The sequence below is a fragment of the Micrococcales bacterium genome (genome assembly GCA_016703125.1).
Lineage (GTDB): Bacteria > Actinomycetota > Actinomycetes > S36-B12 > UBA10799 > JADKAV01.
Genome location: JADJCR010000007.1, coordinates 38,035 through 53,425 on the forward strand (window position 1 = coordinate 38,035; position 15,391 = coordinate 53,425).

The window sequence follows — 15,391 nt, forward strand, 5'->3', positions numbered from 1 at the left end:
CCGCTCAGGTGACCGGGGGCGTGCCCTTGAGGTGCGGGGTCGGGTCCTGATCGAACTCCGCCAGTTCGACGTCCGGCAGCAACTCGGCTTCGACGTCGTCGGCGTGGATCGTGTGGCGCATCGCCCAGATGACCCAACTGCCGAACACGATGACGATCACGCCGATGACGATCACGGCCAGCACGATCGGCAGTTGCGTCAGCCAGAACATCGCGAACGCGATGGTGGCGGCGAACGGGATCGTGATGATCCAGGCCAGCATCATCTCGCCGACAACCCTCCAGTTCGCCCCCTTGCCGGAAGAGACACCCGCACCCACGACCGACGAGGCGGCGGCGTGCGTGGTGGAGATGGGGGCACCGAGGGCGGTGGCTCCGAAGATCGCGGTGCTGGCGCCGATGTTGGCCGCGGCCCCGGAGTTGGCGTGCAGGGTGGTGATTCGCAGCCCCACGGTCTCGATGATCTTCCAGCCGCCCCAGAGGGTACCGAGTGCGATGGAGGTGTAGGCGGCGATCTCCACCCACAGGGGCAGCACGATGGCGCTGCCGTCCATCGTGGTGTAGCCGGCGCCGAGCAGAAGCGCACCGATGACACCCATCGTCTTCTGGGCGTCGTTCGCGCCGTGCCCGAAGGACAGCGCCGCCGCGGAGACCAGCTGCAGGCCCTTGAACGTGGGGTGGTCGTCGTGCAACTTGAAGATCTTCTGCAGCAGGTAGACGAAGTACATGAGCACGAACGCGATGGTGAAGGCGACCAGTGGGCTGGCGATGATGCCGATTGCGGCCTTCTGCACGCTGCTCCACGAGATCGCGTCGAGGCCACCGGCGGCGAGGCCCGCGCCCACCAGACCACCGATGATGGCGTGGCTCGATGACGACGGCATCCCGATGTACCAGGTGATGTAGTTCCACGCGATGGCCGCGAAGAGGGCCGCGAAGACCACAGCTTCGCTGGCGAAGCCCTCTTTGACCGTCTTGCCGACGGTGCTGGCAACGGCGGTGCCCACGATGAACAATGCGGAGAAGTTGAAGAACGCGGAGAAGGCCGGCGCCCATTTGGCCGGTAGCGCCCGTGTGGCCACCACGGTGCCCACGCTGTTGGCGGCGTCGTGGAACCCGTTGGTGAAGTCGAACAACAACGCCACGGCGACCAGCACGATGATCGCGAGTAGTGCAAGATCCACGGGTGTCCTCCTATATGACACTGGCCCAAACTCATGGTGACGCCTAGGTCACGGAGAGGTAAAGCCCAGACGCCTTGTTCATGGGTTGTTCATGTGATCTTCGCCGGGATGTCGCTGGGTGGCGCGCCCGCCGGGATGGGGGTCACACTGACCCATGAACAAATCCCAACTGGCGATCCTCACCGACGCCGAGCGCATGCTGGTCCTCGAGACGACGTCCGAGGCGATGGCCGACCTCGACGAGGATGCCGTGGCCGCCTTGCACGACCGCATCCGCCGGGCGCGCAGCAAGTACACAGGTCAGTACCGGCGGGGTGCTGCCGAGCGGGTGTCCAAAGCGGGGGGTCGCGGTAAGGCGTTCGGGAAGAACCAGCGCGCCCGGGACAAGGCCGAAGTGTTCGAGGACGCCCTCGCCCGCGTCAGTCGCCGCCTCTCAGTTCTCGCCAAGCAGAGCGCCGCGGACCTGAAGGCGGAGCGGCTCGCCGCGGCCGCCGCGGCGAAGTCCGGTCAGAAGCCCGCCGCCGAACCCGCCCCTTCGACCTCGGTCCCGAAGAAGCGCGGGGACGCCGCTGTCCGGTCGACCCGCACCACGAAGCGTCGTGCGGACACCCGCGCCCAAGGCACCCGTCGGCAGGCCAAGCGTGACGCCAAGAACTGATCGCCCTCCGGCGTAGGGTGGCGGCATGGCCAACAGGAAATGGGCGGAGCTCACGCCCGCTCAGAAGACGGTCATCCTGACGTTGGCAAGCATCGAGATGTCGTTGACGGCCACCGCGGCCGTCGACCTCGTGCGGCGCCCGGCGTCGAAGGTGCATGGCCGCAAGGGGCTGTGGGCCCTCGCACTGTTCGTGCAACCGGTGGGGCCTGTGGCGTACCTCTGGACACATCGCCGCTGAGCCGCTGCGGGGCAGTCCAGCTCCAGCGGTTGGTGGTTCGGGCAGGGGAGGTTCAACCGGTGTGTTTCGCTCCCCGATGTCCGTTTCACTAACCCCTTCGGCTGGAGCAGAGCCGGGCGAGCCCGGCCCGTGAACCGGTAGCGTGCACGCAGAACCCACGGGAGGGACGCCATGACGACAATGCCGCAGCAGCCCATCGACAGTGTGCAGGTGCCACAGGCGGTGGGCTTGAGTCCGGAGGTGGCGTTCAACCTCGTCGGCCAAGCCGGTCTGGCGCCCATGTTCCAGGCCCGGCAGGTGCCCGGGCAGCCGCTGCCCGGTGTGGCCACCCAGTGGGGTCAGGCGCCCGCCTCGTCCGCCGGCCGGGCTCGCCTGCCCGGGGCTCCCGCCGCCCAGGTCATCGCGCAGAACCCCATGGCCGGCTCCTGGGTCCCTCGCGGGTCGGTGGTCTACATGGAGTGGTCCGAGGTGGAGTCCGCGCCGGAGAAGGGGTCCCCGGTGGGCTGGATCATCGCCGGCGTGCTCGCGGCACTGCTGGTCCTCGGTGGGCTGATCTGGTTCCTGGTCAACGGCGGCGACTCCGGTCCCGAACCGTCCGGCTCCCCGACCGCCACCCAGACCGTCACCGAGAGCCCGAGTCCGCGCCCGACACGGACCGTGACCGAGACCGCCACCGCAACGGCCACGGAGACGTCGACCCAGACGGCCACCTCGACCGCCACGGCCACCGAGACGCAGACAGCGACCGCGGAACCCCCGACCACGCCGTAGCGCGAACGCCCCGCGCGCCGGTAGCCTGGCAACCCTCGCGAGGAGGTGCCGATGGTTGAGATGTCACAAGCCGTCCACTGGGTCGATGCGGCCGGTGCCCAGCAGGGCCCGCAGCCGCTGGAAGCCGTGGTGCAGCAGGTCAGAGCCGGGACACTGCCGCCGGGGACGAACGTCTGGTGGGAAGGTGCCCCCGGCTGGACCCCGCTGAACCAACTCGGACTGGACCTCGGACAACCGCCCCCGCCTGCCAGCGCTTCCGCGGCCCTGATGAGCGGGATGGCCGACCAGGAACTCGACGACGAGTTCATCGATCTGGTCGGACGCAGTTGGGAGATGTACAAGGAGACCGAGTACGCCACCTCCATCGACGAGGCGATGCTGGGCGGCGTCATCACCGCGCTGGTGGACTGCGGGTTCGTGCTCATCGACCTTGAGACGGCCAACGCCTGGGCCGGTACTGCCGGGACCCACCGGTTGCGCTTCGAGGAGCCGGCCGACCACTCCCGCGTGAACGTGTCGCTGCAGCACCTCACGCCCGACCCGGCCGTGGCCAAGATGATCGGCCACCGGGCCTCGGCGGTCATCGGTTACGGCCAGCGGGTACCGCAGTTCAGCAAGGTCGGGCAGGCCGTCAAGCAGGAGGTGCAGAGCGGTTTCATCGCCTCCCCCGAGCCCGGCACGGTGACGTTCGACGCGGACCTCTCATCGGGTTACGTCTACGCCCAGATCGACCTGCTGCTGGAGATAGAGCGCTACGTGGACGAGCACCTCGACGTCGACCACGAACTGCTGCGCAAGCACATCGCCAGCGTCGTGTACACCATGAAGACGTTCATCCAAGCCCGGTTCGGGGAGGTGTCCTGATGGGCCTGTTCAACGCCATGACCAACTACGCGCACAAGTCCGAGTTGCGCGAGTCGAAGGACGAGATCGTCTGCGGCCAGATCGTGGCCGGGTTGTCGCACCACGGCTGGCGGCCGTACCGGATCGTGGCCGACTCCGACAAGCAGACGCTGGGCTTCAAGCTGCCCGGCGACGAGGTGCTCTCGGCGGCGTACGTGATGGTGGACCGCAAGTCCGGGTCGGGTGCGATCAGCCAGAGCATGGGCAGTCGCACGGTCATCGGGTTCACCGCGGAGATGCGCAACAAGGTCACCGACCCCGACGACCTCGCGACCATGTGGCGCACTGACTTCGCCAACCTGTTCAAGATCCCGGTGGCCGGAGAGGTCCGGGTCAACCACCAGCTCAACACCGTCAACGCGCGCACGTTCCACCTGGTGAACCTCGACGACTACGTGACCGGGTCGTCGGTGAACACCGACGCGCTCATCGGCTGGATCGTGCAGCAGTTCGACGCGCTCCGGGACAGGCTGCGGCCGCTCAAGAAGTGAGCTGGAAGCCCGTCACGACCCCACGATGCCGAGTGCGTCGACGATGGCGTCGACCACGGCGTCCAGGGAGATGCGACTGGTGTTGAGCACCATGTCGTAACGCTCCGGCAGCCGCGGGTCCCAGCCGTACATCACCATGGAGATGTCGGAACGGATCTGGTCCTCGCGCTCCTGGCGGGCCGCGGCTTCCTGCGGCGAGATGCCCTCCTGCTGCGCCGCTCGGGCGACCCGGTCCTCCACCGTGCCAGTTGAGCTGGGCGAGATCTACGCGCTCGCCTCCGCGGCCGGCGCGATCCTCCTGGTGAGCCTCGTCAGCCTCGGTGTCTCCGGGGAACTCAGCGGCTGGGCAGCGATCGCGCTCACGCTAGCCCTGCGCCTGCTGGCCATCCGACACCACTGGTCCCTGCGCCGCATCGCGGCCCGGCCGGCAGGGTGAGGTTCAGCCGCGGCCGCCCGGCTCCGGCACGACGAAGCCATCCCGGTCGGCGCCCAGGCTGAGCAGCGTCCGCTTGGTGGTCCGGTAGGCCTCGAGCAGTCGCGGATCACCGCCGGTCCGTGGCAATGCGCTCACCAGGTCGACGACCCGGGTCGGATGAGCCGCGTTGAAGGTGGGGTATCCGACGGCGTCCGTGATCACGTAGGTGCCGTCGCCCTGCCGGCTGAAGGTGAACGACGTCGTGACGCCTTCACGGTTGCGGGGCCACGACTCGTACTGCCCGCTGATCAGATTCCCGTGGCCGTACGCGATCCACATCCCGTGGATCTTCTCGACCGGCTGCACGACGTGGACATGATTCCCGATGACCAGATCCACCGTCCCACTGGCGGCCAGCCGCTGGGCTATGCGGCGTTGGCGAGCGCTCGGGCGGGCCACATTCTCGTCCCCGGCGTGCATCGAGACGATCACCACACGCGCACCGGAGACCCGGGCCGACTCGGCGTCGGCGATGACCTTGGCGGCAGACAGCGTGTTGCAGCACCAGGGCTTGTCCGGTGGGACCGAGTAGCCGTTGAAGTCACTGGTGTAGGCCAAGTGCGCGACCTTCACGCCGTGGACGTCGTAGATCATCGGCTTGCGCGACTCCGCCCGCGTCCTGGCCGTCCCGGCGTGCCCCAGCTCTGCAGCGGTCATGCCGTCGATGGTGCGCTCGACGCCGGCGAAGCCCTGGTCAAGAGTGTGGTTGCTCACCGTGGAACACCCGTCGTAGCCGGTGGCCTCGATCGCGTCGACGATCTCCGGCGGGGTGGCGAACACCGGGTATCCGCCGAACGGCCCGGCGGGTGGGGCCAGGGTGGTCTCCAGATGGCAGATCGCCAGGTCCGCCGGCGCGATCCGCTTCCGGATCCCCGCGAGCTGTGGCCGGAAATCCATTTCGCCGCCGCCGGTCTGGGCGGCCTCGAGCCACTGTGTGTTGTGGATCAGTACGTCGCCGTTGGCCATCACCGTGAAGGAAGCCGGTCCTCGCGCAGACGCTGTGACCTGGCTTGGAGTTGGTGCGGCATCAACGCTGACCTCGGACGCGCAGCCGCAGATGGACAGTGCGACTGCCGCCGCGAGGCCAACCGAAATGGCAGGAACACGGCAAGGCGCCTGCCTCATACCTGGAGCCTACGCGGCGCCGGTTCAGTCTCGTCGTGGGTGCTGTGGGGGTTTGGTGGTGCGGGTGGTGCCCAGGGGGGCGGTGATGTGCAGGTCGAGGGCGTAGGTGGACTTGGTGTGGATCTTCCAGTGTCCGAAGGTTTTGAGGCGGTGGTGGTACCGGCATAGGCAGACGAGCCCGTCGGCGCTGGTGTGCCCGGACAGTCGGTGGGGGATGACGTGGTCGGTGTCGGTGTATTCGGCCTTGCGGGTGCAGCCGGGCCACCGGCAGGTGAGGTCGCGGGCCCGGATGGCGTGGCGTAGTTTCTTCGGGATCTCGTAGCGGGTGCTGCCGGGGTCCAGGAGGACCCCGGTGAGCGGGTCGGTGACCAGCCGGGTCCAGCGGGCGTCGGGGGACCAGGCCAGATGCAGGGCCAGGGCGTGGGTGACCGGGGAGCCGTTGAGGTCCGCGCCGGCGGTTTCCACGCCCATCAGCATGTCGGCGGGGATGCTGATGGCCACGTGCACGTCCCAGGTGGTGCGGTCGGTGATCAGCCCGACCAGGGCGTCGGCGCGGCGCTGCTCCACGCTGCGGTTCGGGCCTTGGTCGTAGGGGTCCGGGTGGTGGTTGTTCGCGTAGTGGTCGAGGCCTTGGATGAACGCGTCGGCCTGTTCGGCGGAGATGTCGATGCAGATGCTGGACATGCCGTGCCCGCGCCGGATCAGGGCGACCCCGCGGCGGTCCAAGGCCTGTTTGCGCAGGGTTTCGTCGGGGTCGTGGTCGCAGGTCATGCGCAGCAGGTACCGGTGCAACTGGGCGGTGGTGTGCTCGGCGCCGTAGGCGATGGCCCGGGCTTCCAGGTGTTCGCGGGCCGGGTCGGGGACCTCGGCCAGCAGGTGCACGATCTTCAGGGCGCGGGTGCGGTCGATCAGCCCCTGGTGCAACCCGTCGAACACCAGCGGGCGGGACACCAGGTCCTCACAGCTGCCGACCAGGTGGGCAGCGGCCCGGCTGGACAGCCCGAGCAGCCACCCGATCTCCTCGGTGCCGGCCCCCCCGATGCCACGGCTGGCGGCCTGCGACCGGGCGGCCAGCTCGGCGACCCGCACCGCGTGGACCGCGTCGGCGCGCCTGCGGGCCTGCTCCGCGTCGTGCAGGTCGTCGAGGTGCCCCTGATCGTCGAGTGCCCGGAACACGGCCCTGAGCTGGTCCAGGGCCGCGGAGGGGGTAGGTCCGGTTCCGGGCATACCCCAGTATAGAACACATGTTCGATACGGCGCGGGAGGATGTGGACAGCGTCGTGCCGGCTGCCCCTCGGTCACTTCGCGCCGTCGTCCTCAACCCGGAGTCAGCGCATCGCAACACGTGGCACGTTGGGGTGCTGCGACTCTCGCCCTGCTGGACCGGGGAGGACGGCAGCCTGTTCAGCAGAGAGGTGATCCGAAAGGAACTGCGCCAGGATGCCCGGTGGAGTCTGGTCGTACCCACATCGATGGGGGTACGCATCACCCCGGAGGACCGGCAGCCCGTGCACATCGGTTAGCGCTTCATGCTGCAGGCGACGAGCGCGGAGACGCCTGGGGCCTGCGGTTCAACAGCATGGTCTCGTCGTGCCGATGGGTGGCGTAGTTCAGGGACACCATGAACGTCGGGAACTCCCAGACGTACCACGGGCACTTGTTGCTCGTGGCTGTCTTCCACCGGATGCGGTAGTTATTCTCTGCGCCGTAGCCGAAGACGCTGGCGTCGATGTGGGGGCGGTACACGCGGCCGAACGAGTCGTCCCACTCCTGCGGGGTAAGTTCGTTGACCCCGAGGACCAGATGCTGGTCGCGCTCCTCGGGGAGGGTCGCCGACCGGGCGTGGCCGGCGCTCCCTGCCAGTCCAGCGGTCAGGTGGCCGCGGCGGCAAGCGGTTGCCGCAGGTTGCCGCCGGTGTGGCGCGGCTGGCAGGGTGGCGGGCATGACGCAACTGAACGGGGCACGGGTTCTCATCACCGGGGCCGCATCGGGGATCGGCCGGTTGATGGCGCTGGAAGCGGTCCGGCGCGGGGCGAGTGTGGTGGCGTGGGACCGGGATGCAGCCGCCCTGGCCGAACTGCCCGGCATGGAGACGGCGGTGGTGTATGTCACCGACCGGGAGGCGGTCTACGCGCAGGCCGCCCGCACCGGTGACGTGGACGTCCTCATCCTCAACGCCGGTGTCGTCAGCGGACGGCGGATCCTCGACCTGCCGGACGAGGCCATTGAGCGCACGATGGATGTCAACGTGCTGGCGCTGTTCTGGTGCACGAAGGCCTTCCTGCCCGGCATGGTCGAACGCGACCGCGGCCACATCGTCACCATCGCCTCCCTCGTCGGGGCCACGCCCGTGCCGGGGCTGACCGATTATGTGGCGAGCAAGCACGCGGCCTACGGGTTCGCGGAGTCGCTGCGGACGGAGCTGGCGCAGGACGCACCGGGGGTGCGCACGACGGTGGTGCTGCCGCAGGTCATCGGCACCGGTATGTTCGCCGGCGCCAAGTCGCCGTGGTTCTTCCCGGAGTTGACGCCGGAGTACGCGGCCGCATCCGTTCTCACCGCAGTGGAGCGCAACCGGCAGCGGCTGCTGCTCAACCGGCCCGCGGTGTTGACCGCCTACCTCGTTCGGCCGCTGCCCCCAGGGATCTCGGACCGGATCTCGCGCTGGGCAGGTGCGTTCGACGGCATGGACACGTTCCACGGCCGCTCGGTCATTGAGCAGTCCGAGGAACGCCGCCCGGGATGAGCTCGGCAGTGAACGTCGATCTGCTTCTCTTCGAAGGCATGGACCTGATGGACTTCGCAGGGCCGTGGGAGGTGTTCCTGACCGCCAACCGGCTGTTGGCGCGGCAGGGGGAGGCGCCGGCGTTCTCGCCGGTGGCCTTCAGTGCCGACGGCATTCCGGTGGGCACCTATGGCGGGGTGCAGGTCTCGCCCACCGGAGCACCGCGCACCAACGGGATCCTCCTCGTCCCCGGGACTGTGGACGTGGCCACCGCGACCGCCGATGGCGACCTGGTGGGCCTCGTCAGTACGAGCGCGCAGGGCCGGGAGATCGTCGCCAGCGTGTGCACCGGGGCGTTCCTGCTCTCAGCGGCCGGGCTGCTGCCCAACGCCTGGACCACGCACTGGGAGGATCTCGCGCAGCTCGGGCGACCCGGTGGCAGGCGGGCGCGGGTGGTGGACGCCGGTGCCCTCGTGACTGGCGGCGGGTTGGCCTGCGGGATCGATGTCGCCCTGCACCTCGTGGCCCGCAGTACCGACTCCGCGCTGGCCCGTCTCGTGGCCCGCCAACTGGACTATCCGTGGGACTACTACGGCGATGACACCGGCGGCAGCGATCCGGTGGTGATCGAGCGGGAGGTCGCGGCCGGGCCCGCCGAGGTCTACCGACTATGGACCACGCAGACCGGCATCGAGCAGTTCCTCGGGGTGACCGCCGTGGTGGATGCCCGCGTCGGCGGGCCCTACGAGTACCAGTTCCTCGCCGACGCCCCGGAGGGGCTGCGCGGTGGTGAGGGCTGCCGGATCCTGGCGCTGGAACCGGACCGTTTGGTCGCCTTCACCTGGAACTCGCCGCCCGGGTTCCCGACCCGTGGCCAGCACACGTGGGTGGTCCTGACTCTGACCCCTTCCCCCGGCGGCACACACGTGCGCCTCGCGCAGTGGGGACACGGGCAGGGACCGGAGTGGGACGCCAACCGGGAGTACTTCGCAGCGGCCTGGAGCCGCGTGCTGGACGCGTTGGCCGAGCACTGCGCGCTCACATGAGGCGTTTCGGGATGGCCAGCAGCACCCGGTAGGACCCCGCGACCGGAACCGCGGTGAAGTCCGCGCCGGCGGGGTTGTCGGAGGTGGCGTCCATCGAGCCGCCACGCACCCGCGCCACCCGCTTCACGAGCCAGAAACCGGGGCGGTCGGGGTGCTCGAAACAGCGCACCTGCCCGGCTTTCGGGCGTCCATACGGCGTGGCCAGCAGCCCCTGACCTTCGACCAGGGTGGGCTCCATCGAACGGTCGGCGACGACGAAACGGCGCAGGGGCTGCGCTCTTCCGGGGGGCACCGCATGATTGTAGGGTCGAGAGGAATCCAACGAAGGAGTTGCACATGCTCGGCAGGCTGTTCGCATCCGCCACCATCGCCCACGCCCACTGCGACCTGTACTGCGGCGTCTACGACCCGGCGCAGGCCAAGATCGAGGCGCTGTCGGTGGTGAAGACCGCCAAGAAGTACCAGGACTCCGACGACGAGGCCTTCCGTACCCGCTGCATCTTCATCAAGGAGCAGCGCGCCGAGGAGGCCAAGCACCACCTGATGGTGCTGTGGGCGGACTTCTTCACCCCGGAGCACTTCGCGCAGTTCCCCGACCTGCACGAACTCTTCTGGAAGGCCATCCACCAAGCCGGTGAGGCCAAGAAGTCCATGGATCCCGCCGTGGGCGAGCAGTTGGTCGCCTACATCGACGAGATCGCCGACATCTTCTGGCAGACCGCGAAGGCCAAGGACATGGGCGTGTACCCGCCTGCGTAACCCCCGCACAGCAGAGGACCCCCGCACCGGCAATGGCGGGGGTCCTCTGCTGCACGTCTCGGCGGTCAGTGCCTGCGGGGTGCCCGGCGACGGCGGCCGCCCGGAGGGTGCCGGCTGCGCTGCCACCACGCGCTCGGAGCGCGGCGCCGGGGGGCCGACCAGTTCCCGGATGGCGGAGTGGCCTGGGGTGACGCTGATCGTCGTGGGGAAGACCTCGGCCTGGCGCATCATCCGCTGCACGGGCCGGCGCTGATCGTGCGTGCCCACCGTGACGGCCATCCCGTCGGCTCCGGCGCGGGCCGTCCGGCCGCAGCGGTGCAGGTACGTCTTGTGCTCGGCCGGCGGGTCCACGTGCACCACCAGATCGATCCCGTCGACGTGGATCCCGCGGGCGGCGATGTCCGTGGCCACGAGGACCCGCACCGAGCCGTCGCTGAACGCCGCAAGGTTGCGCTGCCGGGCCGCCTGCGACAGGTTGCCGTGCAGGTCGACCGCGGGGATGCCGGCGGCAGACAGTTGCCGGGCCAGCTTCTTCGCCGCGTGCTTGGTGCGTGTGAAGGCCAGCGCGCGTCGATGGCCGGAGACGAGTTCGCGCACCACCGCGTGCTTGTCCGCATCGTCGACGGTCAGCATGTGGTGGGTCATGGTCGGCACCGGGGCGCTGGCGGCGTCGACGTGGTGGGTCACCGGGTCGACGAGGTAGTGGCGCACGAGCACGCCGACAGCCCCGTCGAGGGTGGCGGAGAACAGCAGTCGCTGGCCGCGGGGGGTCGCGTTGAGCAGGCGCCGCGTGGCCGGCAGGAATCCGAGGTCGGCCAAGTGGTCGGCTTCGTCGAGCACGGAGATCTGGACGGCATCCAGACGGCAGTGACCCTGCTGGATGAGGTCCTCCAGGCGCCCCGGGGTCGCCACGACCACGTCCACGCCGTTGCGCAACGCGGTGACCTGGCGGCCCTGCGGCACGCCGCCGACGATCGTGGTCACTGTCAGCCCCGAGGCATCAGCCAGCGGCTGCAACGTGGCGGTGACCTGGGTGGCCAGTTCCCGCGTGGGGACGAGGATCATGGCCCGCGGGGCACCGGCACGACTGCGTCCGCCTTGCAGGCGCACGGCCACCGGCAGGCTGAACGCGAGGGTCTTTCCGCTGCCGGTGCGGCCGCGGCCGAGGACGTCTTTGCCGGCCAGTGCGTCGGGCAGGGTGTGGGTCTGGATGGGGAAGGGCTCGGTGATGCCCTGCGCGGCCATGGCCTTGCACAGGGCGGCGGGCACGCCGAGATCGGCGAACGAACGTGACATGGTGGTTCCAATCGGATATGTGGCCGTGGATGCATGAGGCCGATATCAATCGGAACAGACAGGCGCCCGTCAAAGGGGTGCCGCTCACGACCGCAGCCGGGCAGGTTGCCCGGCTGGTCTGCTCCCACAGTAGCCCACGGGAGCATTGGGTGGGTCGTGAGGTGCGCCACACCCTCAGATGAACAGGATCTGTGCCCCGTCGGTCATCTCGATGAAGTCGGAGGCGTTGATGATCGCCTCGACGTCGTCGCGCAGGTCGGACTCGGTCAGCTTGTTCATGTCCGCCGACATCCGGCACGCCCACAGGTGGCCGCCCGCGGCGACGATCTGATCGAGGAAGTCCGGCACCTCGGGGATGCCGAGGTCCGCGATCTGCTTCTTCATCATCTTCGTCGCCATCCCGGTCATGCCCGGCATGGGCGACAGCGCCTGCGGCATCTTCGTGTCGCGGCCCGGAAGGTGCATGGCGGTGTTCCCGACCGGCGAGAACTGCAGGTCCCACATCCGCGACTTCGTGATCATGTCGAAGCCCCAGAACGTGAAGAAGATGTGCGTCTCGATGCCCTCGCCGAGGGCGGCGTTGGCCAGGACCAGGCCGGGGTAGGCCATGTCCAGGTTGCCCTTGGAACAGATGAGGACGAACTTGCGATCGGTCTCTTCGTCGTCGCCGAAGTTCGGAATGATTGCGTCAGCCATGGTCAGCTCCTCACACGCAGCCGTGCGGCTTGGGGACACCGGCGATGTAAGCCATCTTCTTCGCCGGCTTCTTCGGGAACAACTGGAACTGCTCTTTGGTGGGGAAGCCGCCGACGGTCTGCACGCGGCGGGTCGTGGCGGTCTCGCCCTTCTCCTTGTAGTCCTCGCGCAGCCACTTGATGACCTCCCAGTGGCGCGGCGTCATCTCGACACCGATGTTCGTGGCGAGTTCCTCAGCGATGTCCTCACTCCACTGGTCGTACTCGGTGAGGAACCCTTCGTCGTTGATCTGGACCTCGTGGCCCGCAATCGTCGCGGTGGGCATTTCTTACTTCCTTCCTTGGGTGGGGGTCGGCGGGTGCTCCTCGCCGACCGTGTGCAGCATTGCCATGACCTTGCCGAGGCCGCGGCGGGTCTGCGGGTCGCGCATCGACTTCAGCAGCGCGAACAGCGACGGTGGTTCCATGGGGGTGTCCTCGACGTCCTGGACCGAACCGGCGGTGCGCTGGACGAGGCCCATCACCTCGGGCTGGGTCATCTCCTTGACCGCGTTGAGGATGGTCACCACGTTGTCGCCGAGAGCCTGCACGTCCTCCTCGGTGAACTCCGTGACCACCCGGTCGGCGATCCGGCTGCCCTCGCGGGCGAACACGAAGTAGCCCTTGTCGTCGGCGGCGGCCAGGACGTCGGTGACCTTGGCCAGCCCGGCGCCACTGAGCGAATTGACCGTGTGCATCAACTCCGAGAGGCTGTCCAACTGCGCCATCATCGCCTCCAGTTTCGGCAGGCTGCGGGCGGCGGTGCGGGCGAACCGCACCAGGTCGTCAGCTGTCACGTCGTCGCTGAGGTCGTCGAGTTCCCGGGTGGCGACGTCCATCGCCCCGCGGGTGACCGGCACCAGCGTCTCGCTGAGTTCGGTCCACGTCTCCCGGGCGCGCCGCTGGGCGAGCATCTCGGCGGCGATGAAGTCCATCTGCTCGCTCATGCGGTCGATCCGCTCGGCCAACTCCACGGTGGTGGGCTCGGCGGTCATCGCAGGTCTCCTGTCTCCTTGCCCGCCATCGACATGAGCGCGGGCAGCGGCAGTTCCTTGCCGGGCAGCAGGATGTTCCAGTACATCCAGCGGAACATCACCTTGCCCCAGTGGTTCAACTCCGTCTCCTTCAGCAGCGAGAACGGCCCCACACCCGGCAGTGGGTACTTGCCCGGCAGCGGCTCGGTCTCGTAGTTGAAGTCGATGAGCAGGCCCTTGCCGTGCCCGGTCTCGATGAAGCAGTTGGCGTGGCCGTCGAAGAACTCCGTCATCTTCAGGCCCTGGATGTGGTTCATGAAGTTGGCCGGGAAGAGGTCCATCGCGAAGTGGGCGACGGAGCCGGCCTTGGACGCGGGGATGTCGGAGGCGTCGCCGACGGCGAAGATGTTGTCGTGCTTCTTGCTCAGCAGCGTCTGCTGGTCGACGGGTACGTAGTTCAGGTCGTCGCCGAGGTCGGAGCGCGCGATGTAGTCCGCACCCATGTTCAGCGGGATCGTGACCAGCAGGTCGTAGTCGACCTCCCGCTCGTCGAAGGAGACCAGCTTCTTGGCCTCGGTGTCGATGGACTCGATCATGAAGTCCGGCTCGAGGTGCACGTTGCGCTTGTCGAGCATGTCACCGAGGTACTTCGAGGCCACCGGCTTGGTGAACGCCCCCTCCAGCGGGGTCACATAGGTGATCTTGACGTTGTCCCGGATGCCCTGCTCGGTGAAGAACGCGTCGGCGAGGAAGGTGAACTCCAGCGGTGCCACCGGGCACTTGATGGGCATCTCGGTGATGTGCACGACCAGGTGTCCGCCCTCCCACGTGCGCAGCTTGTCGGCCAGCGCGGTGGCGCCCTTGTACGTGTAGAACTCGTGGACCGATCCGCCGAGGTCGTCGGCCATGCCCGGGGTCTCGTCCGGCCGCGGGGTCGTGCCGGTGGCGATGATGAGGTAGTCGTAGGGCAGTTCGCGGCCGTCGTCGAGCAGGACCTTGTTCTCGTCGGCGACCACGCGGTCGATCGCCCCGGTCACGAGGTCCACGCCGCTGGGGATGAACCGCTTGATGGGCTTGGTCACCTCGTCCGGGCGGTAGATCCCGAAGGGGATGAACAGGTACCCCGGCTGGTAGTAGTGGGTCTCGTTCTGGTCCACGATCGTGACTGACCACTCGTCGCGCGGCAACTGCGGACGCAACTTGGTCGCGGCCATGGTTCCGGCGGTGCCGGCGCCCAGGATCACGAGTTTCCTCATCTTCTCTCCTCTTTCGGTGCGCCGGGTGCCGACGCGGTACGGGACAGTGCGGCGGCGACCTTGGGCAGTGCGTCGAGCACACGTCGCCGGTCGTCGGGCTCGAGGTCGTAGAGATCCGTGCGGTGCGCGCCCTGCGGGGTCACGCCACCGGCGAGGACCATGCCGACGAGTTCGCGGCCGGAGCGCACGAACGCCCGAGCGCATTCGAATCCGTGCTCGCCCTCGCTGAACTGCGGCTCGAAGGTGTGGTCATCGGCCATCCGGTGCCACTGCGCGATGCACGTCTGCAGGACCTCGGGGTCCTCGGCGTGCTCCACCATCCACGGGCAGGGGTTGGCGATCGGCGTGATCGGGTGGCCCTCCATGTCGGTGACCACCACCATGACGCCGAGCAGTTCGGCGGCGACGTCGGCGGACGCGGCGGCCACCTGCGGGTCCATGGGCGAGGTGTTGATGACCGGATCCGAGGACACCAGCCGGTAGATCTCGTCGGCGGGGAAGCGCCACTGCTTACCCACCCGCATCGCGGGGAGGCGGCCGTCCTCGGCCATGCGGTAGACGGTGGAGCGGTCGACGTGGAGGATGTCCTGAACCTGTCGCGCACTGAGCAGACGCTGCATTGAAGGAGATTCCGTCTGCATTGCCTGCATGTAATGCAGCATACGCCGCATATGCAGATGCTTGCGAGGCAGGGGTGCCTCTTGGGCCCGGCACTTTCGTCGCAATCGCGGCCGCGGGGTCCCGCGCCTAGGCTGGG

Annotated in this window: 21 protein-coding genes and 1 pseudogene; 10 read left to right on the forward strand and 12 right to left on the reverse strand. The window is 68.4% G+C overall.

Annotated elements, in window-relative coordinates; translation table 11 throughout:
* Positions 1–4 precede the first annotated feature (4 nt).
* Complete coding sequence (locus tag IPG68_11920; GenBank protein ID MBK6763918.1) at positions 5–1,183, reverse strand: inorganic phosphate transporter; 1,179 nt, start codon at positions 1,181–1,183, stop codon at positions 5–7.
* Positions 1,184–1,337: 154 nt separating this feature from the next.
* Between IPG68_11920 and IPG68_11925 the strand changes: the two genes are divergently transcribed.
* From IPG68_11925 to IPG68_11945, 5 genes are all read left to right on the forward strand, one after another.
* A complete protein-coding gene (locus IPG68_11925) occupies positions 1,338–1,841 on the forward strand; it encodes a hypothetical protein (GenBank protein ID MBK6763919.1) in 504 nt (167 codons plus the stop codon).
* Positions 1,842–1,866: 25 nt separating this feature from the next.
* Positions 1,867–2,079, forward strand: a complete 213-nt coding sequence (locus IPG68_11930; GenBank protein ID MBK6763920.1) for a PLDc N-terminal domain-containing protein — start codon at positions 1,867–1,869, stop codon at positions 2,077–2,079.
* A 171-nt stretch (positions 2,080–2,250) separates the two neighbouring features.
* The gene (locus IPG68_11935) at positions 2,251–2,850 is read left to right on the forward strand and encodes a hypothetical protein (GenBank protein ID MBK6763921.1); all 600 of its coding nucleotides are present in this window, start codon (positions 2,251–2,253) and stop codon (positions 2,848–2,850) included.
* A 51-nt stretch (positions 2,851–2,901) separates the two neighbouring features.
* Complete coding sequence (locus IPG68_11940) at positions 2,902–3,714, forward strand: DUF4339 domain-containing protein (GenBank protein ID MBK6763922.1); 813 nt, start codon at positions 2,902–2,904, stop codon at positions 3,712–3,714.
* The gene (locus IPG68_11945; GenBank protein MBK6763923.1) at positions 3,714–4,244 is read left to right on the forward strand and encodes a hypothetical protein; all 531 of its coding nucleotides are present in this window, start codon (positions 3,714–3,716) and stop codon (positions 4,242–4,244) included. The genes IPG68_11940 and IPG68_11945 overlap by 1 nt, the downstream gene beginning before the upstream one ends.
* 12 nt (positions 4,245–4,256) lie before the next feature.
* Here the strand turns inward: IPG68_11945 and IPG68_11950 are convergent, their stop codons facing one another.
* A complete protein-coding gene (locus tag IPG68_11950; protein ID MBK6763924.1) occupies positions 4,257–4,484 on the reverse strand; it encodes a cytidylate kinase family protein in 228 nt (75 codons plus the stop codon).
* A gap of 1 nt (position 4,485) precedes the next feature.
* On the opposite strand from IPG68_11950, the gene IPG68_11955 reads away from it, so the two are divergent.
* Positions 4,486–4,680, forward strand: a complete 195-nt coding sequence (locus IPG68_11955) for a hypothetical protein (GenBank protein ID MBK6763925.1) — start codon at positions 4,486–4,488, stop codon at positions 4,678–4,680.
* Positions 4,681–4,683: 3 nt separating this feature from the next.
* On the opposite strand, the gene IPG68_11960 is transcribed toward IPG68_11955, so the two are convergent.
* Both IPG68_11960 and IPG68_11965 read right to left on the reverse strand, forming a co-directional pair.
* Positions 4,684–5,685: a CapA family protein gene (locus tag IPG68_11960; protein ID MBK6763926.1), complete on the reverse strand. Its 1,002-nt coding sequence runs from the start codon at positions 5,683–5,685 to the stop codon at positions 4,684–4,686.
* 183 nt (positions 5,686–5,868) lie between these two features.
* Positions 5,869–7,071 (reverse strand): DUF222 domain-containing protein, encoded by a 1,203-nt coding sequence (locus IPG68_11965; GenBank protein MBK6763927.1) that lies wholly within the window; start codon positions 7,069–7,071, stop codon positions 5,869–5,871.
* 17 nt (positions 7,072–7,088) lie between these two features.
* Between IPG68_11965 and IPG68_11970 the strand changes: the two genes are divergently transcribed.
* Entirely contained in the window at positions 7,089–7,367 is a 279-nt protein-coding gene (locus tag IPG68_11970; protein ID MBK6763928.1) for a hypothetical protein, read from the forward strand.
* Between the two features lie 4 nt (positions 7,368–7,371).
* Here the strand turns inward: IPG68_11970 and IPG68_11975 are convergent, their stop codons facing one another.
* Positions 7,372–7,788 carry a hypothetical protein gene (locus IPG68_11975; protein MBK6763929.1) on the reverse strand — a complete coding sequence of 139 codons (417 nt, stop codon included), beginning with the start codon at positions 7,786–7,788 and terminating at the stop codon, positions 7,372–7,374.
* On the opposite strand from IPG68_11975, the gene IPG68_11980 reads away from it, so the two are divergent.
* Together IPG68_11980 and IPG68_11985 are read left to right on the forward strand one after the other, a co-directional pair.
* Positions 7,787–8,590 carry an SDR family oxidoreductase gene (locus tag IPG68_11980; GenBank protein MBK6763930.1) on the forward strand — a complete coding sequence of 268 codons (804 nt, stop codon included), beginning with the start codon at positions 7,787–7,789 and terminating at the stop codon, positions 8,588–8,590. The genes IPG68_11975 and IPG68_11980 overlap by 2 nt on opposite strands.
* A complete protein-coding gene (locus IPG68_11985) occupies positions 8,587–9,615 on the forward strand; it encodes an SRPBCC domain-containing protein (GenBank protein MBK6763931.1) in 1,029 nt (342 codons plus the stop codon). The genes IPG68_11980 and IPG68_11985 overlap by 4 nt, the downstream gene beginning before the upstream one ends.
* Here the strand turns inward: IPG68_11985 and IPG68_11990 are convergent.
* Positions 9,608–9,853, reverse strand: a complete 246-nt coding sequence (locus IPG68_11990; protein ID MBK6763932.1) for a S26 family signal peptidase — start codon at positions 9,851–9,853, stop codon at positions 9,608–9,610. The two genes, IPG68_11985 and IPG68_11990, sit on opposite strands and share 8 nt — an antisense overlap.
* A 98-nt stretch (positions 9,854–9,951) precedes the next feature.
* Here IPG68_11990 and sodN point away from each other — a divergent pair, with 98 nt between their 5' ends.
* The gene (gene sodN / locus IPG68_11995; GenBank protein MBK6763933.1) at positions 9,952–10,374 is read left to right on the forward strand and encodes a superoxide dismutase, Ni; all 423 of its coding nucleotides are present in this window, start codon (positions 9,952–9,954) and stop codon (positions 10,372–10,374) included.
* A gap of 180 nt (positions 10,375–10,554) precedes the next feature.
* Here sodN and IPG68_12000 read toward each other — a convergent pair.
* The 6 genes and pseudogenes from IPG68_12000 to IPG68_12025 all read right to left on the reverse strand — a co-directional run bounded on the left by IPG68_12000 (position 10,555) and on the right by IPG68_12025 (position 15,254).
* A pseudogene (locus IPG68_12000) lies at positions 10,555–11,670 on the reverse strand (DEAD/DEAH box helicase).
* Between the two features lie 174 nt (positions 11,671–11,844).
* Positions 11,845–12,366: a DsrE/DsrF/DrsH-like family protein gene (locus tag IPG68_12005; GenBank protein MBK6763934.1), complete on the reverse strand. Its 522-nt coding sequence runs from the start codon at positions 12,364–12,366 to the stop codon at positions 11,845–11,847.
* Positions 12,367–12,376: 10 nt separating this feature from the next.
* Complete coding sequence (locus IPG68_12010) at positions 12,377–12,691, reverse strand: TusE/DsrC/DsvC family sulfur relay protein (protein MBK6763935.1); 315 nt, start codon at positions 12,689–12,691, stop codon at positions 12,377–12,379.
* Positions 12,692–12,694: 3 nt separating this feature from the next.
* Positions 12,695–13,399, reverse strand: a complete 705-nt coding sequence (locus IPG68_12015; protein ID MBK6763936.1) for a DUF1641 domain-containing protein — start codon at positions 13,397–13,399, stop codon at positions 12,695–12,697.
* Positions 13,396–14,634, reverse strand: coding sequence for an NAD(P)/FAD-dependent oxidoreductase (locus IPG68_12020; protein MBK6763937.1), 1,239 nt, complete (start codon positions 14,632–14,634; stop codon positions 13,396–13,398). Before IPG68_12020 ends, IPG68_12015 begins: the two co-directional genes overlap by 4 nt.
* Positions 14,631–15,254 (reverse strand): helix-turn-helix domain-containing protein, encoded by a 624-nt coding sequence (locus IPG68_12025; GenBank protein ID MBK6763938.1) that lies wholly within the window; start codon positions 15,252–15,254, stop codon positions 14,631–14,633. Before IPG68_12025 ends, IPG68_12020 begins: the two co-directional genes overlap by 4 nt.
* Between the last annotated feature and the right edge of the window lie 137 nt (positions 15,255–15,391).